Here is a 20,264-nt window from a genome sequence, read left to right as displayed (position 1 = left end):
CTCAAATGACTTGACAATTTATTTTAGTGGGTGTATATTTTATATATAGAGAATTTTGATATATACAAAAATCAGTATATAGCAAATATCAACTTAAAAGGCGATCATCATCGAAAGGAGTGAGCCGCATGCATTTTCCCGTACCTGCAGTGCTGACGGAATTTCTCATTATGGCCATTTTAGAATCCAATGATTCCTACGGCTATGAGATCTGTCAGACCATCAAGCTGATTTCCAACATAAAGGAATCCGCTCTCTATCCCATTCTGAAACGCTTGGAACAACAGGATCTCTTGACCACCTATTCTCAGGAATTTCAAGGACGGATGAGGAAATATTATAGTTTAACCCAGCTAGGCCATGAAGAATTGGTCCAACTGAAAGAAGATTGGGATATCTATACGACTACTATCAACGGCATCATAGAAGGGAGTGTCCGCCATGACAAGAACTGAGTACATGGAGCAACTTGAAAAACATTTGAAAAAGTTGCCCCACAAGGAATACTTGGAAGCCAAAAACTTTTTTGAAGAATACTTTGACGAGGCAGGTCCTGAACGTGAAGCCGATATCATGGAAGAGTTGGGGTCTCCTAAGGAAGCAGCCAATGAACTGATCAACAACATGCTCAACCGTCAATTAGAAGATACAGCTCCAACACAAGATGTGACCAGTCCACAAGACAAGCGTTTCTTGCTTACCCTAGCTTTTTTGAGCGCTGCCCTTCTCATTTCTACCTTCTTCCTCTTTGTTGAACCACTGCTTGGAATCATGGGGATCTTCCTGGTCACTATCAGCGCAGCTTTTTACATCGGTAAAAACTTAGAGCAATTGAAACATACACGGAAAACAGTTTGGTTGGCCAGTCTTGCTCTGATTACCCTTCCGATCACTATCCCTCTTCTTCTCTTGATGATCGGGGCCTTGTTGGGCTTGATATTAATAATTGTCGCCTTCATCATTGGTGCATTTGGTTTAGGAGTCGGCTTGATGGTTACTGGTGGTTCCTTGATTTGGGAAGGATTTACCTTGCTATCAAAAGGATTCAATGTCTTCATCATGGGTTTTGGTGCTGGCATATCCTTGTTTGGTGCGGCAATCCTACTCTACCTTTTGACCGGATTTTTCACCTATTGGGCATGGCGCTTGGTCAAAACCTTCTTCCAATGGATCTTGAAACGAGGTAAACGAGCATGAAAAAGAAACTTACGATCGCCCTCATCACGGGCTTTGTCAGCTTGATTTCTGGCTTGATTCTGGTTGGAATTGGATTTTTCTCTGGGGGTCTCAACCGCCTGGAAGAAATCGCAAAGCCAAATCAGGTTCAAACATCCTATACTTCCCTATCAGAAATCCAGATTAAAGATCTTCCACATTCAGTTACGATCAAGGAATCAACCGATGGACTCTTCCATGTGTCCTATGCCAACTCAAAAAATAACACCCACAACACAGTTGAAGTCACTGAGAAAAATGGCATCCTGGCTCTCAGCTCAAAAAATCCCCAACTGTCCATTCAAGGTATCATGCAGGTTCTCGGGGAAAGATTAGCCGATGACACTATTGACATCTACTCTGTTACCATTGAAGTTCCAACAGGTAAGCAACTGGACAGACTCATCAGTAACAATACCTATAATAGCTACTTCGATAGTCTCTACATTGAAAATGTCCATATCAAGGAAATGACCGTCGAGCAGGGCCGGATGCTCTATCTCAACAATGTCCAATTGGATTCAGGTACTGTAAGTAGTTACTATACAAATATCAGTAAATCAACGATTAAAAATACCACTATCTCTGCACAAGGTGACAATATCCATTTCTATCAGACCCAGCTCGAAAATGTTTCTGTTGAAAACTATGGCCAACTGGATTTGATTGAAGGAACTCTCCTAGGAGACAACAAATTCCTCCCACACGAAGACCGAGCTTATACCGTGACCAATATCGATTTGACTGACCAATCATTAGCAGACATCAACCTCCAGATTCAAAATAAGCTTGACTTGAGAAGTCTAGGCGAATTTATGGGCTACTACTACGAGTCAGATGAAGAGTGGGAAACTGCCCAAAGCGAATCAAGTCTGATTGACGAAAGTCAGTTGAATGACATTGGTATTTTTACAAGAGACCAGTATGAAAAACTAGAGGTCAAGGAAACAGAAGATGGTTTTAGTCTGACTGTTGAAAAAAAAGAAAGCAAAAACAAATTAACCGTTGAAGCAACCAACGCGACTATCAACCTCCGTGATCCAAAATAAATGACCGAACAGATAACAAAGACCAACTTAGGATTCCTAAGTTGGTCTTTTCGTTCTATTGTAGGCAGACTTACTTGCTCGTTAAGCCTTTCTTCAAGCTTCTCCAAAAGCCGATATCATCGGTCTGTAAAATCAAGCCTGCATAGGATTTGCCTATAAAGACGATTGCGCCAATCGTGGTCGCTGCGAGAATGAAGAAAGATAGCCAGGTCTCCCAATTACTTGCCCAGCCATTTATCTGGCGAATCGGCATAAAGAAGGAGGATAAAAATGGGATAAACGATCCGATTTTCACCACCATATGTTCTTGTGCTTGTTGCCCAAAGGTCATGGCCCCTAAAAAGCCGATGATAATCGGATAGATAACCGGTTGCACAGCCTTGTTGACATCTTCTGGCCTCACCACAAGAGAACCACACAAGGAAGCCAGGGTTACTCCTAGGAGCAGACCGAAAATAGCAAAGAGAATCATGGTCCAGTCCAAGTTGTCTAAAACAGCTTGCACCAAGACCTGGTTTGACTCAAAGATTTCCTTGGTCAATTCCAATTGTCCTGCTAGGTGATAGGCCAAGATGCCACCTACAAGATAGACACCCAAATGGGTCGCAATGACGAGGAAGATGCCAAAGATGCGACCATAGAAATAGGTCCAGGCTGGAACACTAGAGAAAATCACTTCCATGATTTTCGTTCCCTTTTCACTGGCTACCTCCTGGGCAGTTGTAGAAGCATAAACAATAGTCATGATGTACATGAGGAAAATCAAGCCAAAGAAGGTAATCATCTGTCCAATTTTTTCCAGCCCCTCTTGGTCACCAACTTCCTCCACATAGGAAGGCTGGATGGCTAGAAATTCAAGCTGAGTTGGTGTCAATTGAGCATTTGCTTCATTGAGCTGCTGCTGCAAGCTCTCTAGAATAGACTGGAAGGTTTGCTGAACGGATTGAGAAGGGACCTCATTTCCATGATAGGTCGCCTGGTACTGCTGGTCCACTACTGCGACCTTGATATAGCCTTCCAACTCTTCTTCTGAAAGCTGCTGCTTGGCCTCTTCTTCTGTCACAAGAACCAAGTCTAAGTCAAGTGTCGCAAAGGCCATTTGGGCCATAAAGTCCTCACTTACGAGACCAATTTTTTCCGACCCAGCATCCATGCTAGAGCTTGTTAGATAGCCTGTTCCCAAAGATATGCCGAGAAAGAGGAAAGGGGATAGGACCATAAAAACAAAGGACCAGGATTTGACCTGCCGTAGGTAGGTCTCTTTTGCGACTAGGATAAAAGATTTCATTCTGCCACCCCCGATTTGATTTTAAAGATTTCATCAATGGTTGGCGCCTGCTGGTCAAAGGTTGCCAGATAGTGACCACCACTGATCAACTGGAAGAGCTCTGGACCTGCTGCTTCATCGTCTAGGACAAGGCGCCATTTATCGTGATTGGTCATTTGAACAGAGAGGACATGGGGCAGGCCTTCTAGCTGCTCTCTCGGAATATCCGAGGAAACAAAGAGGCGGGTCCGACCAAACTGCCGACGAATATCCTGAATGCCTCCATTCAAGACCAGCTGCCCATCTTGGATCATCAAGAGTTGGTCACAGAGTTCCTCCACATTGGTCATAACATGATCTGAAAAGATGATGGTTGCCCCGCGCTCCTTTTCCTCTAAAATCACACGTTTTAGGAGGGCGGTGTTGACAGGGTCCAACCCAGAAAAGGGCTCATCCAAAATAATCAGGTCTGGTTCATGGAGCAAAGTTACAATCAACTGAATCTTTTGCTGGTTTCCTTTGGATAGGCTTTTAATCTTGTCTGTCACCTTGCCCTTGACTTCCAACTTTTCCATCCAAAACGGTAGTTTTTCAGCCACTTCCTTGCTGGCCATCCCCTTAAGGCTAGCCAAATACCTGACCTGTTCAAAAACAGAAAGCTTGGGCATGAGGCTCCGCTCTTCTGGTAGATAGCCGATTTTTGAAAACAAGTCTGGCGTGACAGCCTGCTGGTCAAGGGCAATCTCTCCCTCGTAGCTGACAAATCCTAGTAAGGAATGGAAGAAAGTAGTTTTTCCTGCACCATTTTTCCCTACCAAACCACAGATGATTCCAGATGGAATAGTAAAGGAAATGTCCTTCAAGACTTCCTTGGTCCCGTAACTTTTACATAAGCGACGAACTTCTAACATCTCAACCTCCTTAGAATTGATTGCTTTTATTGTACACCTTTTTCTTGGTATTGTAAATAATGCATGGAAAAAATGATAAAAAATAACAGAACAGAAATCTTCTCTGCTTTTTTCAGAAAATCCTTCGCTATTTTCTTATATTTTCATCATCACAGGCGAATAAATCGTGATATAATGATTACGCAAACGTTTTCTCAAGGAGATCATTATGATAGAAGCGCAGCATTTATCCAAAACCTACTACGTGGTCGATAAGGAGGTGGGGCTAAAAGGCTCAATTAAGGCCTTCTTCAAGCCCAAGAAAAAAACCATTCAGGCGGTGCAGGACATCTCCCTGTCCATTCAGAAGGGAGAGATTGTCGGCTATATCGGATCCAACGGGTCCGGCAAGTCAACTACGATTAAAATGTTGACGGGGGTGCTACACGCCGATGAGGGCACGGTCACCATTAACGGCCTGGTTCCCAAGGATAATCGCAAAGCGGTCAACAAGCAGATCGGTGTCCTTTTTGGGCAGAAATCACATCTGGATTGGAACCTGCCTGTGCAGGAGTCCTTTATTCTCCATGCCAAAATCTATGATGTACCTGAGGCGGTTTTTCAGGAACGACTGGCACGCTTGATTGACTTGCTGGATTTGGCAGACATTATGAAGCAGTCCATCCGCAATCTGTCTCTGGGACAGCGGGTCCGCTGTGAATTTGCGGCTATTTTTCTCCACCAGCCTTCTGTGGTCTTTCTGGACGAGCCAACCATCGGCCTGGACGCTAGTGTCAAGGAGACCATTCGTTCTTTTATTCGCTACATGAATGAAGAGCACGGCACGACTTTCTTGATTACTTCCCACGATATGAAGGACATTGAAACCCTCTGCGAGCGGATTTTCATCATCGATAAGGGAAAAAAAGTCTACGACGGCTCACTCAGTCAGCTCAAGGAGCGATTTTCTCAAATCAAAACCATTAGTTTTTCTACCGAGCATCCGCTGACCAAAGATATTCAGGCGACTGGTCTGGAATTTGACCGCAAGGATGATTACCACTTCGACATTCACTATCAGGCTAACCAATGGACCAGTGCCCAGGTCATCACCTTGGTCTTTGAGCAGATCGAGGTCGATGATGTGACCATGAAGGAGCTGGAAATTGAGTCCATTGTCCGTCAGATTTACGAGGAGGGCATTCATGCATAAGTACCTCTACATGACACGGCTGACTATGATGACAGCCCTGCAGTACAAGGCCTTTTTCCTGGCTTCTTTCGTATCTGTGCTAGCACGGATTTTGGTGTCTCTCTTTGTCTGGAAGACTATTTTCTTCACACAGCCTGAGGTCAATGGTTACACCCTCCAGACCTTCACCACCTATATCATCTTCGCTAGCCTTCTGGCAAGCCTCAACTCCTTTTCAATCGGTGAAGACCTGTCCCACTCGATTTTGCAAGGGCAGATTGCTGGGGAATTTTTGCGGCCCTACTCTTTTATCCTCTCCCTCTTCTTCAAGGATTTAGGGACAAAATTGATTGAACTCTTCAAGTTTTTGGTGGTCTTTTTCATCATCCTCTTGGTGCAGAGTGATTTTTACCTACCAGATGGAAAGACTATATTAGTCTTTCTCCTATCTGCTATCTTGGGAATGTTTATTGTGCAATTCTTAGACTTGGCTTTTGGTTTTGCGACTTTCTTTACGGTCAATGCTTGGGGAGTCATGCTGCTACGCATGGGACTCTTCAACCTGTCATCCGGAGCCCTCTTACCGCTAAGCTTTTACCCTGAAAAAGTCGAAAAAGTCTTGAGTTTCATGCCCTATAACTATGCAATCAATGTGCCTATTTCTATTCTCTTAGGCAGAGAAACTGACCTGTCCTTGCTGGGCTTGCAGTTGCTCTGGTTGCCTGTCCTTGCTGGCTTTATCGCGGCTCTATGGTCCCAAGCCAAGCGAAAAATTGTCATTTTTGGAGGCTAGGATGAAAAAGTATATAGGTCTTTATTTGTACAATGTCAAGGTCTTCATGATGGCCCAGATGTCTTTTCGGGTAGATTTTTTCATCGGTCTGGTCTCATCTTTGGTGGAGCAGGTGGTCTATTTGATTTTCCTCAATGTCCTTTTTAGTAATATCAAGGAGATTGCAGGCTTTAACTACGGGCAGATGCTGTTTATCTATGGAATGGCAACGGTGGGGCGGTCGGTCCACTTGATTTTCTTTGATAATCTGTGGATGTTCGGTAGCCGCTACATTCGTCGGGGGGAGTTTGAACGCCTCTTGCTCTTGCCGGTCAATCCGCTCTTTCAGCTGGTCTGCGAACGAATTCAGCCTCAGGGCATCGGTACGACGATGATTGGTGGCGTGGCTCTCTGGCAGTCTTCGCAGATTTTGGGCTTGGAATGGTCTGTCTGGAAGATTCTCCTGTTGGTTTTTATTGCCATTTGCATCGGTCTGCTCTATGCGGCAATTCAGCTGGGACCAACAGCTCTTGCCTTTTGGATCGTGGAATCCTTCCCTCTCACCATGGGGATTTTCGCACTCAACCAAATGGCCCAATACCCGCTCAATATCTATCCAAAAGTCATTCAATTCCTACTGATTTTTGTCTTTCCCTATGCCTTTACCGCCTACTTCCCAGCCCTCTACTTCCTGGACCTCTCCATGTGGGGCCTCGCACTCCCCCTCGTTGTTGCCATCATCTTTACGATTAACTATAAACTCTTCCGCTATGGTATGACCAAGTTTACGAGTGTTGGTGGTTGACGGAGCCCGGGGAGATGCTCCATCAAGTTGGAGATAGAGGCGACCAGAGTCGGCTGTCATTAACAAGTCTACGGATAGACTTGCTCAAGTTGGAGATAAAAGCTAGCGACAGCTAGCCACAGAATGAAGACAAACATCTCGATTGATGTTTGTCTTTTTCTGTTTATTGGTCTGATAGTCGGTCTTTTTGCCAGAATCGTGGCTATTTGTACAATATAAAAAGGCTTCCCTGCCCTCATTTTTACCAATTTCTTGAGATTTAAACACGCCAAAGTCAGTCCAACCTTATCTTCCATTTTGGACTTGCCTTTCTCTCTTGTATAACGAAGATTGTGGTACTCGTTGGCTGTCCCAAAGAGGCGTTCAATCTCCTCACTGCGCAATTGTGCTTCTCAAGTTTAACGAGCACAAGTAAAAACGACCTATCAGTGTTGAACCTATCTAGTTTCTAGGGGGCTAGCTAAATAGGGCTTTGAAGCTCCTAATTCGCTCTCATATTTTCAAGCTCATGAAAAAATGGTCCACTCTGTCATTGCGCTTTACACATTTCTAGAGCGCAAGAAAAAATGACCCGTTGGGGTCATTTTTTTAATCTTCGTTTACGAATGGTAGCAATGCCATAACGCGAGCACGTTTGATAGCTGTTGTTACTTTACGTTGGTTTTTAGCTGAAGTTCCAGTTACACGACGTGGAAGGATTTTTCCACGTTCAGAAATGAAACGGCTAAGAAGCTCAGTATCTTTGTAATCAACATATTCAATTTTGTTAGCTGCGATATAGTCAACTTTTTTACGGCGTTTGAAACCGCCACGACGTTGTTGAGCCATGTGTTTTCTCCTTTATATATTTAGTATCGACCTAAAATGGTAGGTCATCGTCTGAAATATCCATTGGGTTTGATGCACCAAATGGACTTTCTTCTCGAGCGAAGTTCGGTGTAGATTGTGCAGGTGCTTGATAAGGTGAATTGTAATCATTGCCACCAGCAAATGAATTACCAGCAGAATATCCGCCACCTTGACCTTCACGGGCAGTACGGCTTTCCAAGAGTTGGAAACTTTCAGCAACTACCTCAGTTACATAAACGCGTTGCCCTTGCTGATTGTCGTAACTACGGGTCTGAATGCGACCAGTCACGCCAATGAGAGCACCTTTCTTAGCCCAATTCGCCAAATTTTCAGCTTGTTGACGCCAGATAACTACGTTGATAAAGTCCGCTTCACGCTCGCCATTTTGATTTTTAAAATTACGGTTAACTGCAAGTGTAAAAGTCGCAACAGCTTGGTTTGACGGAGTGTAACGAAGTTCTGCATCGCGGGTCATACGACCAACCAATACTACATTATTTATCATATAAAACCTTCTTACGCGTCAAGTTTCACAATCATGTGACGAAGAATGTCGCCGTTGATTTTTGACAAACGGTCAAACTCTTTAAGAGCTTCGTCGTTAGTCGCTTCAACGTTAACGATGTGGTACAAACCTTCACGGAAATCTTGGATTTCGTAGGCAAGGCGACGTTTTTCCCATGCTTTTGATTCAACGATTGTTGCACCGTTGTCAGTCAAAATAGAGTCAAAGCGTGCTACCAAAGCGTTTTTAGCTTCTTCTTCAATGTTTGGACGAATAATATAAAGAATTTCGTATTTAGCCATTGATATGTTCCTCCTTTTGGTCTAATGCCCCCAGGTCCTAGCCTGTGGGAAGTGAGGGATACTCACAAGAAACTATTATATCATATTTGGACCAAATAGCAAGAAAAACATCCACAAAATACACAAGAAAAGAACAGTCAGACTGCTCTTCTCATGGATTATTCTACACTAAATAGATATGGATAGACTGGTTGGTTTCCTTGATGGATTTCAACCTCTACATCTTCAAATTTCTCTTCCAATTGATCAGCAAGGGCTTGTGCTGTATCCTCGTCACCATCCTCACCAATATAGATAGTCACGATTTCACTATCTTCATCCAACATTTTATCAAAGGTAGCAACAAGCGTCTCCATCATATCTGGATTAGAAACCACAATCTTGCCATCAACCATACCCAAGTTATCATTTTCATGAATTTCCAGACCATCGATAGTTGTGTCACGGACTGCAGTTGTCACGCTACCACTTTTCACTTCTGCAAGTGATGCCGTCATCGCTTTAAAGTTGCTGTCCAAATCACGACTTGGATCAAAGGCAAGCAAGCTAGTGAAGCCTTGTGGTAGAGTCTTGGTTTCTACCACCTTAACCGCCACTTCAGCAACTTCTGCTGCAGTCTGAGCCGCCATCAAGATGTTCTTGTTGTTTGGCAACAAGATGACATTGCGAGCATTGACCAATTCAATAGCATTGACAAAATCCTCTGTTGAAGGGTTCATGGTCTGACCACCTGAAATCACATAATCAACGCCTTGTGATTTGAAGATCTCTGTCAATCCTTCTCCAGCTGCAACAGCGATAATGCCGTATTCTTTTTGCTCAGCTGGTTTTTGGTAGGCTTCTTCTTTTTCAACTTGCGCTTCATGTTGTTCACGCATATTGTCTACTTTTACCTTGACTAAGCTACCATATTGGAGACCTGCTTGCATAACCAAGCCTGGATCTTCTGTATGGACGTGAACTTTTACAATTTCATCATCATTGACTACAAGGAGTGAATCTCCTAGGTCGTTGAGGTAGTTACGGAATTCTTCATAATCAAAGTCTTTCACATAAGTAGGACCTTGGCGAAGGGCAACCATGATTTCCGTACAGTAACCAAAGGTAATGTCCTCAGTCGCTACATGACCAGCAACTGACTTGTGGTGTTCTGCATTAATCATTTCTGTCATGACTGCTGGAGTTGCTTCAAAATCCTCAGAAGCAATGTATTCACCAGTCAAAGCTGACAAGAAACCTTCGTAGATATAAACAAGACCTTGACCACCAGAGTCAACAACCCCAACTTCTTTCAAGACTGGAAGCATATCAGGTGTTTTCTTGAGGGCACGGTTGGCACCTTCAAGAGTTGCACGCATGACTTCAATGGCATCATCTGTTTCTTCTGCTTTTTTTAGGGCAGCCGTCGCTGCACCACGAGAAACGGTCAAAATGGTACCCTCAACTGGCTTCATAACGGCCTTATAAGCCACTTCTACACCATGTTGGAAGGCCTGTGCCAAATCCTTACCATCTAATTCAACCTTGCCTTTAACAGACTGGCCAAAACCGCGGAACAATTGTGACGTAATAACGCCAGAGTTTCCGCGAGCACCCATGAGTAAACCTTTTGATAAGATTTGAGCGACTTCACCAACTGTATTTGCTGGCTTATCCGCAACTTCTTTGGCTCCATTGGTAATGGTCATACCCATATTGGTACCAGTATCCCCATCTGGAACAGGGAAAACATTAAGTGAGTTGACGTATTCAGCTTGTTTATTCAGACGAGTTGATGCTGCCTGCACCATTTCTTGAAATAAACTAGTAGTAATTTTAGACACAATTATTCTCCTACGACTTTAATATTTTGGATGAAAACATTAACGGCATCCACAGAGATACCCAATTGATTTTCCAAGTTGAACTTGACACGTTCTTGGATATTGCGAGATACTTCACTGATTTTTACACCGTAGCTCATAACAGTGTAGACATCAACTGCAATACGACCATCTTCCAAGGTCTTGATGACAACGCCCTTGGCATAGTTTTCCTTTCTCAAAAGAGCCTGGAAATTGTCTTTGATGGCGGATTTGCTAGCCATGCCGACCACACCAAAAATCTCGGTCGTAGCTCCACCGACAACTGTGGCAATCACGTCGTCAGTCAATTCAATTTGGCCGTCTTTTGTATTGATTTTAACAGTCATATTACTTTACCTCAAATAGTTTTATCACTCCATTTTACCATACTTTCGCCATTCTGTAAAAAACAAGCTTGTGACAGCAGACGGAAGACTAGGTTTCTTTGGCAAAAAAAATAACCCAAAAGGGTCATTTCTTAAACGCGTTCTACTTTACCTGATTTAAGGGCACGAGCTGAAGCCCAAACTTTTTTAGGTTTACCGTCAATCAAAACAGTAACTTTTTGAAGGTTTGGTTTAACTGCGCGTTTAGTTTGGTTCATTGCGTGTGAACGGTTGTTACCTGATACAGTCTTACGACCAGTGAAATAACATACTTTAGCCATTGTATCTTCCTCCTCATTTGATCAAATATATCGGATGTGCTAGCACCACATACCATACTATTCTAACAGAAAAGAATGAAGTTGGCAAGGAATATTTTTATTTTTTTCTTTCGACAGTTCTCCAAGAATATTGAAGCCTGTCTATCAGACAGAATTGACATTTGACCAAGCTTGTTTCAAATCTTCTAAGGACAAGCCATTGAAAAAACGGATTTCCTTGTTCGCAATCAGAGATTGCTTCACAGAATAGGACTGTTTGAAACAGTAGATTAGATAAAACTCAAAAAACCAACCTTGCGGTTGGTTTAGATAGCATTACTTATATAACATTAAGCTTTGTTCGCTGAACCAAATACGTCGATTCGCTCTTCAACAGATGCTTGGATAGCTTTTACGCCGTCAGCCAAGAATTTACGTGGGTCAAAGAGTTTTTTCTTGTCGTATTCTGCTTCGTTTGCTTCATAAGCTGCTGCAAACTTACGAGTTGCGTTTGCAAATGCGATTTGACACTCAGTGTTAACGTTAACTTTAGCAACACCCAATTTGATTGCTTCTTGGATTTGTGCATCTGGAATACCAGAACCACCGTGCAATACGATTGGGAAACCTGGTACAGCCTCTGTCAATTTACGCAAGTGGTCAAGGTCAAGACCTTCCCAGTTTTCTGGGTATGGACCGTGGATGTTACCGATACCAGCTGCCAAGAAGTCAATACCAGTTGCAACCATTGCTACTGCATCTTCGATTGGAGCCAATTCACCAGTACCAACGATACCGTCTTCTTCACCACCGATAGTACCAACTTCAGCTTCAACTGAGATACCTTTAGCGTGTGCCAATTCTACAACTTCTTTTGCTTTTGAAAGGTTTTCTTCTACTGGAAGGTGTGAACCGTCAAACATGATAGAAGTGTAACCAACTTCGATACACTCAAGTGCATCTTCGTAGTGACCGTGGTCAAGGTGAATAGCAACTGGAACTGTGATGTTCATTGACTCGATCAAGTTTGCGATCAAGTTGCGAGCTACTTTGTAACCACCCATGTACTTAGCCGCACCCATAGAAGTTTGGATAAGAACTGGAGCTTGTTTTGCTTCTGCTGCACGCAAGATAGCTTGAGTCCACTCAAGGTTGTTTGTGTTAAATCCACCAACTGCATAACCGTTGTCACGCGCTGCTTGGACAAATTTTTCTGCTGAAACTAATGGCATTCTAAGAGCCTCCTAATATTTTTTGGGAGTCATCCCCCATACCCTCTTATTTTAACACGATTCTCAAAAAAATGCTAGCTGAAACTGTATCCGTATGAGAAAATTTTCACATAACTTTCAGGCACAAAAAAAAAAGACTGGTTAAACCAGTCTGAAAGTCCTATGCGGAGAGAGGGACTTGAACCCTCACGACCTAAAGCGGTCACAGGATCCTTAATCCTGCGCGTCTGCCAATTCCGCCATCCCCGCTGAACACTAGATAAGTATATCACGGGGTAATACCCTTGTCAACACTTTTTTGAAAAAAAGTTCATATTTATTACTTTCTTCTCTCCAGCACCACTATCTGATCATAGTCTGCCTCATGATATGAACGATGACTAATATGAATGACCGTTGTCCTCTCCAAGTCAGGCAGGGCTTGTTCCACCATGGCAAAGGTCCGATCATCTAAACCTGAAAGGGATTCATCTAGGAGCAAGACAGGTTTGTGGAGCAAGAGGGTCCGCACCAAGGCCAAGCGTTGTTGTTGCCCACCTGAAAGAGTTGATTCTGCATCAAATAGCTCACTTTCCAACTGCTGACGACTTGCAAAACGTTGTCCCAAGCCTACCAACTGCAACCAAGTAAGAACCTCCAACTCGTCAATATCCCTTCCCAAACTAATATTCTCCCAGATGCTGGCATGGAAGAGTTTCACTTTTTGTGGCAGAAAGGCAAGATTAGCTTGAACCACCTCTTCTACCACTTCCTTCAAAGGCTGCCCATTCAGATAGACCCCTTCATCACCCTGACCCATTTGTCCCATCAGGAGGTAAGCTAAGGTCGATTTACCTACGCCGCTCTCTCCCTGAATCAGATACTTCTTCCCAGGCTCAAAGTTTAGACTCAACCCCGAAAACAAGGGAGTTCCCTCTACAGAAAAAGAAAGATTGCGCACCTGAAGAGAGGTGAATGGGTGTTTGATTTTTTTGGAAAAAGGCGGAGCTGATTCCTGTTTTAAGAGCTGTTCACGTAGATTACGAACAGAAGCCATATCTGCGATAGACGATGCAATCAAACTAATCGGCATGGTCAATTCTAAAGAAATACTATAAATTGCCACCAAGGCTCCTACTGTCATTTGACCTGCCAAAATCCTTTGACCTCCCAAAAAGAGAATCAGAACCGTCAATAGATAGAAGAACAAACCAGATAGGACATTCAACAAGGCTGACAGAAAAGCCCTCCGGTCTTCCAGTTGATAGATTCGTTTGTATTGATCATTTGTCTTGTCAGAAAAATACTGGCTACGATTGGCATTTTTGATAATGGCTAGACCTGAAAGGAGGTCATTGAGCAGAATCTGATAGACAGCCTTCTCCCGCGAGATGGCCTCCTGAACCCTTTGCCGACTATTTTGAAAAAGGTAGGGTAGCCCAATCGGTACCAAGGTCAAAAGCAGGATTGCTATGGATACCTGGCTATCCAAACCAAAGAGAGCCAGACAGGCAAACAAGAAGGACACCACTCCTTGATAGAGGGAAAACAGGGTATCATAGTAGAGTTCCTTGACCATCTCGCTATCATTATGAATAGCTGAAACCCGTTCCGCTACTTCTGATTGCTTGAGCAAGCTGGGCCCCTGCAAAAAACGATTGACTAGAGTAGCCTGAATCTTGTAACCAACCCTATTCAAAAATCGCTGATTGCAGACTTGACGAACAAACTCTGCTAGCAGCATCAAGCATAAAATCGCAAGCAACTGCCAAATCTGTACCATAAAACCAGCCCTATCCCCACTAGTTAAACTATCGGTTATTCCTGCTATCTGGTAGTTAAAGAGCACGTTTAATCCTGCTACCAAGCTAATCGCCACCAATGTCGCGATAAAATGAAGGTTCCTCACTTCTTCTCCCTCCTTTTCCTAGATCACTCATTACACATATTAAAAAACTAACAGAATCCACTAATTCGTCAAGCCTTGCTCCAAAAAGTTGAGCATCCTAAGGGTGCTCAACTCAAATGCGCTTGTCAATACTTATTTGCTTTCATTCGCAACTGCAGCTGTGACAAAGGCAGTATAGAGTCCTTCAGGACGATTTGGACGAGATTGGAGTTCTGGGTGATACTGACAGGCCACAAAGAACTTGTTCTCAGGAATTTCAACAATCTCAACCAAGCGGTTGTCTGGCGATACACCAGAGAAGACAAAACCAGCTTCTTCAAATTGCTGACGGAAGTCATTGTTAAACTCGTAGCGGTGGCGGTGGCGACGCTGGACAACTTCTTGGTTGTCATAGGCTGCAGCAGCCTTGGAGCCTCGTTTGAGCTTGCTTGGATAGAGGCCAAGGCGGAGGGTGCCGCCCAAGTCTTCGACACCAATTTGATCACGCATGATGTCAATGATTGGGTATTTGGTTTCTGGATCCAACTCAAAACTATTGGCTCCTTCTAATCCAAGAACGTGGCGAGCAAATTCCACACAGGTCAACTGCATGCCCAAGCAGACGCCTAACATAGGCACATCATTCTCACGCGCATAGCGAATGGCTTGAATTTTTCCTTCGGTACCGCGTTGACCAAAGCCACCAGGTACGATGATTCCCTGGGCTTGTCCAAGTCGGTCAGCTACATTTTCTGCTGTCAGGTCGTTGGCATTGACCCAATCCAACTCAATCGCAGCATCGTTGGCATAGCCAGAGTGTTTCAAGGCTTCTACAACTGAAATGTAGGCATCTTGGAGTTCGACGTATTTTCCAACAAGAGCAATCTTAACGTTTTTCTTGAGGTTGAGTACCTTGTCAACCATAGCTGACCACTCTGTCATATCCGCTGGCGGTGTATCCAATTTCAAATGGTCGCAGACAATCTGGTCCATATTCTGGGCCTGTAAATTGAGCGGAATTTGATAAAGATGCTCCACATCGAGTGACTCAATAACCGCCTCCGGTGTCACATCGCAGAACTGGGCTAATTTATTTTTAATCCCTTGGCCGGCTGGCGCTTCTGTACGAATGACCAACATGTTGGGCTGAATGCCCAATCCGCGCAATTCTTTGACCGAATGTTGGGTCGGCTTGGTTTTCATTTCCCCAGCCGCCTTGAGATAGGGCAAGAGCGTCGTGTGAATATACATGACATTGTCCGCGCCCACGTCTGCTTTCATCTGACGCAGAGCCTCAAGGAAAGGCAGACTTTCAATATCACCGACAGTTCCACCGACTTCTGTAATAATCACATCGGCATCTGTTGTCCGAGCAGCGCGTTTAATCTTATCCTTCAAAGCATCCGTGATATGTGGAATAACCTGCACAGTAGCCCCAAGGTATTCGCCCTTGCGTTCTTTTCGAAGGACTTCGCTGTAAATTTTCCCTGTTGTCACGTTGGAATATTTATTAAGATTGATGTCAATAAACCGCTCATAATGTCCCAAATCCAAGTCCGTTTCCGCACCGTCACCCGTAACAAACACTTCACCATGCTGGTAAGGGCTCATCGTCCCTGGGTCAATATTGATATAGGGGTCAAATTTCTGAATGGTCACCTTGAGACCACGATTTTTCAACAAACGACCCAGACTTGCCGCCACAATTCCTTTACCAATCGACGAAACCACACCACCAGTTACAAAAATATATTTTGTCATGCAAACTCCTTTCCTCTGCTCATGTCGCATGGAGGGGGTAAGCAACATGAAGAAAAAACAAAAATAGCTCCCTATCAACTAGGGAGCCCTGACCTCAAAAGAGGTGCCCGATAATATACTAACTCAATTCGATGCGTTTGTCAATCTTGAACTTAGTCTTCTGTCGACTCGTCGTCAGAATAGTCGTCATCTTCTTCACCGACATCAACTTCTTCATCATCCGTCAATTCATCATCGAGGATAATTTCATTGATTTCTGAGTCGTATGATTCTACTTCATCCTTCTCATCATCTGGATTTTCATCATCGTATTCTGAACCAGGCTTGTCTTCGTAACTATCTTCATCTTCTGGATCATCGTTGCCATAATCGATAGCATCCTCATCACCATCCATGAAGGCATTGACACGTTTTTTCTTACGCTTTGGCGCATCTTCATCATCTTCTTCGAGAGTAATAACTTCCTCATCAATCTCATCGATGGCATACCATGAACGAAGACCCCATTTGTTTTCACCTAGCGGAATGAAACTACCGTCCACATTCAAGTCAGAATAGAAAGTTGGCAAGGCTACACGAATCTCACTGTTTGATTTTTCTAAATAATTCTGAATTTCATTGACCAAGTCATTGAAGTACATTTCATTGTCACGTCCACGTTCTTCCAAAATAGCACGAGCTACTTCAATCATGGAAAGTTCGCTTTTTTCTTGTCCTGCAAATACGTTAAGTTCCAAGGCTTTTCTCCTTTTTTGTCTTTCCTTTCTATTTTACGCTAAAAAAAGCAAATAGTCAAAGATAATCTTTATCGTTTTTCTGTAAAAAATACCTGCAGAGCTCAGCGCTACAGGTATTTTGTTTACTATACTTGTTCTTCTAAACTTGGAAGGGAGATGGTCCGTTTGACCCCATCCTTATCTACAAGTCGAACAACTTTGCTTGCTGCATCATATTCGAAAGCTTCAAAAGAAACTCTGTAACGGTCTGAGAGTGTGACCAGACTTTGTTCAAAGGTTTTGAAGTCCATGCCAAACTCTTCTGCTCTTCGTTTTAATTCTTCTGTAAACTCGTCAATTTCCTCAGTTTCCTCAGAAATAATTTCTTCATCACTTTCTTCCGTCTCTATTTCTTCTGTCGATTCAGATGGTGTATTTGGTGTAAATACTCCCCAGCCATCGTCTGAAACTGGGCGTTCTTGTGGATTAGTCATGTAGTATTTAACTGTTGCTAGGAAATCTTCTAGACTATACCCTTCAGGACTTCTTGCACTACCTTGGTCAAACCATTTAAAGGATACATAGTGATAGTGATCTTGATGCGGAATTACCAGAGTCCCGTTGCGTACTTCGGTCGCATAGCCAGCATTGTAGGTCAGTGCTTCGAAAGGAACGACTTTCTTCGCTTCAACTCGGTTGTAAATTTCCTCTGCTGTTTCTTTGGCAACTTGCGGCTGTTCTGGCGTTGTTGTCTCGCCTGCACTTGCTTCTGTTTCAGTTGGTACAGGTGTTGACGGTGAACTAGAATTAGATTTCTCACGTTGAGCCACCATAGCCTCTGCTGGGATTAGCTCGCTTAAGTAATTCAAATCACTCTTGTTAATCCGACGGTAACCATCTGTAATTACACGTGGGATGCGATAGTTATCCGTACCTATTTTCACTTTGGGATCTAATAGGTCTGCTGGATCAAAAATATAGCCATCTTTTGTTGTGTATTTCCCTGCAGACTTAGCTTCAGCCAGTTCTGTTGCAGAGTGAACAATCTGCCAGTTTTTCAACCCTTCACGTTTTTCAATCGGTGTAACATTTTTAGCCAGTATTTCTGCATCACACTGGTCCAAGAGAGCCTGGACTGCCGCCAACTCCTGGTCTGACAGCTCTTTTTTGGCGATAGATCGGAGGGAACCACCGGTCGCCCGTGGCAGGCTGAAGGCGCCGCTGAAGATAAAGCTGGCCGGATCCAGGACGTCCTCTGGGGTAAAGATATAGCCGTCGTTGGTAGCAAAGCGGCCCTGGGCGCGTGCTGCTGCCACTTCCTCAGCCGTGTGGATAATCTGCCAGTTTTTCAGGCCGGTACGCTGAGCCTGGTCGGTCGCATTGGCAATCGGTTTCAGGGCATTTGGATCCATGACATCATCGCCATGACCTGCTGTGGTCCAAGCTGCAGGACGAACCTCTGGGTGCTGCATAATGTAACGAATGGTCGCGATCTGCTCCTTGCTCAGCCAGCTATAAGGCAGGATGTGGATATGGTCGATATGGGGAATGACAAAGGACTCGCCTGTATCGTAGGTCGCGTTGGCTCCCTTCATTGGGATCTTGTCAATGCTGACGTGCATAGCTGGTGCCAAATCTCCAGCAACCTGTGGAGCCGTGTCAAAGCGGTAGTCCTTGTCCAGTTCCATCAGGCGCAATTCTGCAAAGGAAATTTTCATCAGGTCCAATTCATCTCGGCTGTAACGGTAGCTTTTGCCGTCCAACTGAACTTGGTAGAAGACCTTGCCTGCCTCAAGCTGCTTGCCAGTCACGGCTTGCGGATCAAAGACTGGTTTGTTTACGCTCGTATCAACTGGACTTGGTTGAGCCGGTTGTTCAGGAAGAGCTGGTTGGCTTGGCAGGACTGGAAGTGTCGGCGCCGTCGGCTGACTTGGTTTTGGAGTGGCTGGTTTATTAGCAGGCTTAGTATTTCCTGTCAAGCCTTTCTTTTCCCGAACCCATTCTTCGACTTGCTTGATTTCAAAGTCTTCTAATTCGCCAAAGCCGACATAGTGGAAATGGTCACCGTGGCTACCAATCAAGCCCTGGTCATCAACAGATGTGATGCTGGCCTTGCTGAAGGTGTAGCCGTCGCTGGTGAAATAGACCTTGCCATCCAATCCCTTGCCGTAGGCAGGGATGCGACGACCTAGATAGGTAACAAATGGCTGGTTAGTGGCTTGGGAATCAGTAGGACCTTGTTTTGGTGCAGGACTTGGCTGGGATTGATGAGGGGGATTGGCTGGTGTGGCTGGCTGGGTTGTGCCTGTCGGATAGTCAGTCCGCGTAGGCTGGGCAGCTGTATGCCCTGAGCCTGCTCTGCTATTTTCCCCAATCATCCGAGCAATCCGAGCCTCCAGTGGCGACATCTGGCTGTAAGGGATGAAATGATAGTGGTCGCCGTGGGGGATGATGACGCCGGCAGCGGTCTTTTTACTAATCATGCGTGGGTCAAAGACCAGACCGTCGGCCTCTACATGGCGCTGGGAGAGCGGTGTAGCATCTAGCTGGGCCAAGAGGCTGTTCAAATCTTGACCTGAGTGGCTTGAAAGGGCGGTCGAGCCAGTCTGGCCCTGAGACGGGTAAGTGTCCTTGGTCGACTGACCCTTGTTTGAGGACTTGCCGTCAATATAGGCCTGGGCTGCCTGTAACTCGGACGGAGACAGGTCCTTCTTAGGAATAAAATGGAAGTGGCTACCGTGAGGCACGATGAAGCCGTCTCCCGTGTCCTCAATCACATCAGTAGGGTTGAAGACATAGCCGTCATCGGTCTTATAGCGACCATCTGCTGTCCGGCCGCCACCAGCCTCCTGATAGGTCTTGTCCGAAGAGGATACCCCCTTCTGTCTCTGAACTTCCTCCTTGGTCCGCACATTTTTCTGCTGCTTTTTATCTTTGAGATAGAGGTAATACTGGCCATCTACCTTAATCACATAGCCATCCTGGACTTCATTGACAATGTGGTTGTCTTGGAGGACATAGGCTGGGTCGGTCATAATCAGCTCTTCGCTGAAAATCGCGTCGAAGGGCACCTTGCCATTGTAGTAATGGAAATGGTCACCGTGAGAAGTCACATAGCTCTGGTCGGTGATTTTGACCACAATCTGCTCGGCGTCGATATTTTCCTTGGCAGAAACTTCCTCTGGCGTCAACTGTTCAGCCAGCATACTCTTTTCTGTCTGGCTGTCTTCGATGTAGGCTACTCGGTTCTTGCTGTCTTCCGTGGCTTGGTAACGTCCCAGCTGGTAGCTACAAATGCTCATGCCCAGAACCAGGGCGGCTACTGAACCAACTAATTTCTTGTTTTTCATGT

General features: G+C 44.6%; 19 protein-coding genes, 1 tRNA gene and 1 pseudogene. 6 read left to right on the top strand and 15 right to left on the bottom strand.

Features of this window, described 5'->3' with window-relative positions; translation table 11 throughout:
* The first annotated feature begins 128 nt into the window (after positions 1–128).
* The 3 genes from ACHBID_RS02890 to ACHBID_RS02880 are packed head-to-tail and all read left to right on the top strand — an operon-like array spanning position 129 to position 2,264.
* On the top strand, positions 129–455 hold the full coding sequence (locus tag ACHBID_RS02890; RefSeq protein WP_105111503.1) for a PadR family transcriptional regulator: 327 nt from the start codon (positions 129–131) through the stop codon (positions 453–455).
* Positions 442–1,197: a DUF1700 domain-containing protein gene (locus ACHBID_RS02885; protein ID WP_105122496.1), complete on the top strand. Its 756-nt coding sequence runs from the start codon at positions 442–444 to the stop codon at positions 1,195–1,197. Before ACHBID_RS02890 ends, ACHBID_RS02885 begins: the two co-directional genes overlap by 14 nt.
* Complete coding sequence (locus ACHBID_RS02880; protein ID WP_105122495.1) at positions 1,194–2,264, top strand: DUF4097 family beta strand repeat-containing protein; 1,071 nt, start codon at positions 1,194–1,196, stop codon at positions 2,262–2,264. Before ACHBID_RS02885 ends, ACHBID_RS02880 begins: the two co-directional genes overlap by 4 nt.
* A gap of 70 nt (positions 2,265–2,334) precedes the next feature.
* Here ACHBID_RS02880 and ACHBID_RS02875 read toward each other — a convergent pair whose 3' ends face one another.
* Positions 2,335–3,552, bottom strand: coding sequence for an ABC transporter permease (locus ACHBID_RS02875; protein WP_105122494.1), 1,218 nt, complete (start codon positions 3,550–3,552; stop codon positions 2,335–2,337).
* Entirely contained in the window at positions 3,549–4,442 is an 894-nt protein-coding gene (locus tag ACHBID_RS02870; protein ID WP_394731628.1) for an ABC transporter ATP-binding protein, read from the bottom strand. The genes ACHBID_RS02875 and ACHBID_RS02870 overlap by 4 nt, the downstream gene beginning before the upstream one ends.
* Before the next feature lie 208 nt (positions 4,443–4,650).
* On the opposite strand from ACHBID_RS02870, the gene ACHBID_RS02865 reads away from it, so the two are divergent.
* Genes ACHBID_RS02865 through ACHBID_RS02855 form a run of 3 tightly spaced genes read left to right on the top strand, consistent with a single transcriptional unit; the run spans position 4,651 to position 7,190 of the window.
* A complete protein-coding gene (locus ACHBID_RS02865; protein WP_105122492.1) occupies positions 4,651–5,634 on the top strand; it encodes an ATP-binding cassette domain-containing protein in 984 nt (327 codons plus the stop codon).
* Positions 5,627–6,406: an ABC-2 family transporter protein gene (locus ACHBID_RS02860; protein ID WP_105122491.1), complete on the top strand. Its 780-nt coding sequence runs from the start codon at positions 5,627–5,629 to the stop codon at positions 6,404–6,406. The genes ACHBID_RS02865 and ACHBID_RS02860 overlap by 8 nt, the downstream gene beginning before the upstream one ends.
* Position 6,407: 1 nt before the next feature.
* The gene (locus tag ACHBID_RS02855) at positions 6,408–7,190 is read left to right on the top strand and encodes an ABC transporter permease (protein ID WP_105122490.1); all 783 of its coding nucleotides are present in this window, start codon (positions 6,408–6,410) and stop codon (positions 7,188–7,190) included.
* Positions 7,191–7,258: 68 nt separating this feature from the next.
* Here the strand turns inward: ACHBID_RS02855 and ACHBID_RS02850 are convergent.
* From ACHBID_RS02850 to ACHBID_RS02790, 13 genes and pseudogenes are all read right to left on the bottom strand, one after another.
* A pseudogene (locus tag ACHBID_RS02850) lies at positions 7,259–7,576 on the bottom strand (transposase); the annotation flags it as partial.
* A 202-nt stretch (positions 7,577–7,778) separates the two neighbouring features.
* A complete protein-coding gene (gene rpsR / locus ACHBID_RS02845) occupies positions 7,779–8,018 on the bottom strand; it encodes a 30S ribosomal protein S18 (protein ID WP_002939250.1) in 240 nt (79 codons plus the stop codon).
* A 31-nt stretch (positions 8,019–8,049) separates the two neighbouring features.
* Positions 8,050–8,544 carry a single-stranded DNA-binding protein gene (locus ACHBID_RS02840; RefSeq protein WP_002942409.1) on the bottom strand — a complete coding sequence of 165 codons (495 nt, stop codon included), beginning with the start codon at positions 8,542–8,544 and terminating at the stop codon, positions 8,050–8,052.
* Positions 8,545–8,555: 11 nt separating this feature from the next.
* Entirely contained in the window at positions 8,556–8,846 is a 291-nt protein-coding gene (rpsF, locus tag ACHBID_RS02835) for a 30S ribosomal protein S6 (protein WP_105111495.1), read from the bottom strand.
* Between the two features lie 158 nt (positions 8,847–9,004).
* On the bottom strand, positions 9,005–10,669 hold the full coding sequence (locus ACHBID_RS02830; protein WP_394731627.1) for a DAK2 domain-containing protein: 1,665 nt from the start codon (positions 10,667–10,669) through the stop codon (positions 9,005–9,007).
* A 2-nt stretch (positions 10,670–10,671) separates the two neighbouring features.
* On the bottom strand, positions 10,672–11,037 hold the full coding sequence (locus ACHBID_RS02825; RefSeq protein ID WP_105111305.1) for an Asp23/Gls24 family envelope stress response protein: 366 nt from the start codon (positions 11,035–11,037) through the stop codon (positions 10,672–10,674).
* Between the two features lie 131 nt (positions 11,038–11,168).
* Positions 11,169–11,357, bottom strand: a complete 189-nt coding sequence (gene rpmB / locus ACHBID_RS02820) for a 50S ribosomal protein L28 (RefSeq protein ID WP_001140948.1) — start codon at positions 11,355–11,357, stop codon at positions 11,169–11,171.
* A 329-nt stretch (positions 11,358–11,686) separates the two neighbouring features.
* Complete coding sequence (locus tag ACHBID_RS02815) at positions 11,687–12,568, bottom strand: class II fructose-bisphosphate aldolase (protein ID WP_208562947.1); 882 nt, start codon at positions 12,566–12,568, stop codon at positions 11,687–11,689.
* Between the two features lie 163 nt (positions 12,569–12,731).
* A tRNA-Leu gene (locus ACHBID_RS02810) sits at positions 12,732–12,817 on the bottom strand.
* Positions 12,818–12,887: 70 nt separating this feature from the next.
* Complete coding sequence (locus ACHBID_RS02805; protein WP_394731626.1) at positions 12,888–14,456, bottom strand: ATP-binding cassette domain-containing protein; 1,569 nt, start codon at positions 14,454–14,456, stop codon at positions 12,888–12,890.
* 132 nt (positions 14,457–14,588) lie between these two features.
* On the bottom strand, positions 14,589–16,196 hold the full coding sequence (locus ACHBID_RS02800; RefSeq protein ID WP_394731625.1) for a CTP synthase: 1,608 nt from the start codon (positions 16,194–16,196) through the stop codon (positions 14,589–14,591).
* A gap of 152 nt (positions 16,197–16,348) precedes the next feature.
* Positions 16,349–16,933 (bottom strand): DNA-directed RNA polymerase subunit delta, encoded by a 585-nt coding sequence (gene rpoE / locus ACHBID_RS02795; RefSeq protein ID WP_105122387.1) that lies wholly within the window; start codon positions 16,931–16,933, stop codon positions 16,349–16,351.
* A gap of 125 nt (positions 16,934–17,058) precedes the next feature.
* Entirely contained in the window at positions 17,059–20,262 is a 3,204-nt protein-coding gene (locus ACHBID_RS02790) for a pneumococcal-type histidine triad protein (protein ID WP_394731624.1), read from the bottom strand.
* Positions 20,263–20,264: the final 2 nt, after the last annotated feature.

This window comes from Streptococcus sp. A25 (assembly GCF_043674095.1).
In the GTDB taxonomy this organism is placed as follows: domain Bacteria; phylum Bacillota; class Bacilli; order Lactobacillales; family Streptococcaceae; genus Streptococcus; species Streptococcus suis_V.
This window is presented reverse-complemented; position numbering and strand designations above follow the sequence as displayed.

Excerpts from the sequence above, each read along its gene's own strand:
- ACHBID_RS02890 (WP_105111503.1), top strand. The coding sequence starts at position 129 with ATGCATTTTCCCGTACCTGCAGTGCTGACGGAATTTCTCATTATGGCC.
- ACHBID_RS02885 (WP_105122496.1), top strand. The coding sequence starts at position 442 with ATGACAAGAACTGAGTACATGGAGCAACTTGAAAAACATTTGAAAAAG.
- ACHBID_RS02880 (WP_105122495.1), top strand. The coding sequence starts at position 1,194 with ATGAAAAAGAAACTTACGATCGCCCTCATCACGGGCTTTGTCAGCTTG.
- ACHBID_RS02875 (WP_105122494.1), bottom strand. The coding sequence starts at position 3,552 with ATGAAATCTTTTATCCTAGTCGCAAAAGAGACCTACCTACGGCAGGTC.
- ACHBID_RS02870 (WP_394731628.1), bottom strand. The coding sequence starts at position 4,442 with ATGTTAGAAGTTCGTCGCTTATGTAAAAGTTACGGGACCAAGGAAGTC.
- ACHBID_RS02865 (WP_105122492.1), top strand. The coding sequence starts at position 4,651 with ATGATAGAAGCGCAGCATTTATCCAAAACCTACTACGTGGTCGATAAG.
- ACHBID_RS02860 (WP_105122491.1), top strand. The coding sequence starts at position 5,627 with ATGCATAAGTACCTCTACATGACACGGCTGACTATGATGACAGCCCTG.
- ACHBID_RS02855 (WP_105122490.1), top strand. The coding sequence starts at position 6,408 with ATGAAAAAGTATATAGGTCTTTATTTGTACAATGTCAAGGTCTTCATG.
- rpsR (WP_002939250.1), bottom strand. The coding sequence starts at position 8,018 with ATGGCTCAACAACGTCGTGGCGGTTTCAAACGCCGTAAAAAAGTTGAC.
- ACHBID_RS02840 (WP_002942409.1), bottom strand. The coding sequence starts at position 8,544 with ATGATAAATAATGTAGTATTGGTTGGTCGTATGACCCGCGATGCAGAA.
- rpsF (WP_105111495.1), bottom strand. The coding sequence starts at position 8,846 with ATGGCTAAATACGAAATTCTTTATATTATTCGTCCAAACATTGAAGAA.
- ACHBID_RS02825 (WP_105111305.1), bottom strand. The coding sequence starts at position 11,037 with ATGACTGTTAAAATCAATACAAAAGACGGCCAAATTGAATTGACTGAC.
- rpmB (WP_001140948.1), bottom strand. The coding sequence starts at position 11,357 with ATGGCTAAAGTATGTTATTTCACTGGTCGTAAGACTGTATCAGGTAAC.
- ACHBID_RS02815 (WP_208562947.1), bottom strand. The coding sequence starts at position 12,568 with ATGCCATTAGTTTCAGCAGAAAAATTTGTCCAAGCAGCGCGTGACAAC.
- ACHBID_RS02800 (WP_394731625.1), bottom strand. The coding sequence starts at position 16,196 with ATGACAAAATATATTTTTGTAACTGGTGGTGTGGTTTCGTCGATTGGT.
- ACHBID_RS02790 (WP_394731624.1), bottom strand. The coding sequence starts at position 20,262 with ATGAAAAACAAGAAATTAGTTGGTTCAGTAGCCGCCCTGGTTCTGGGC.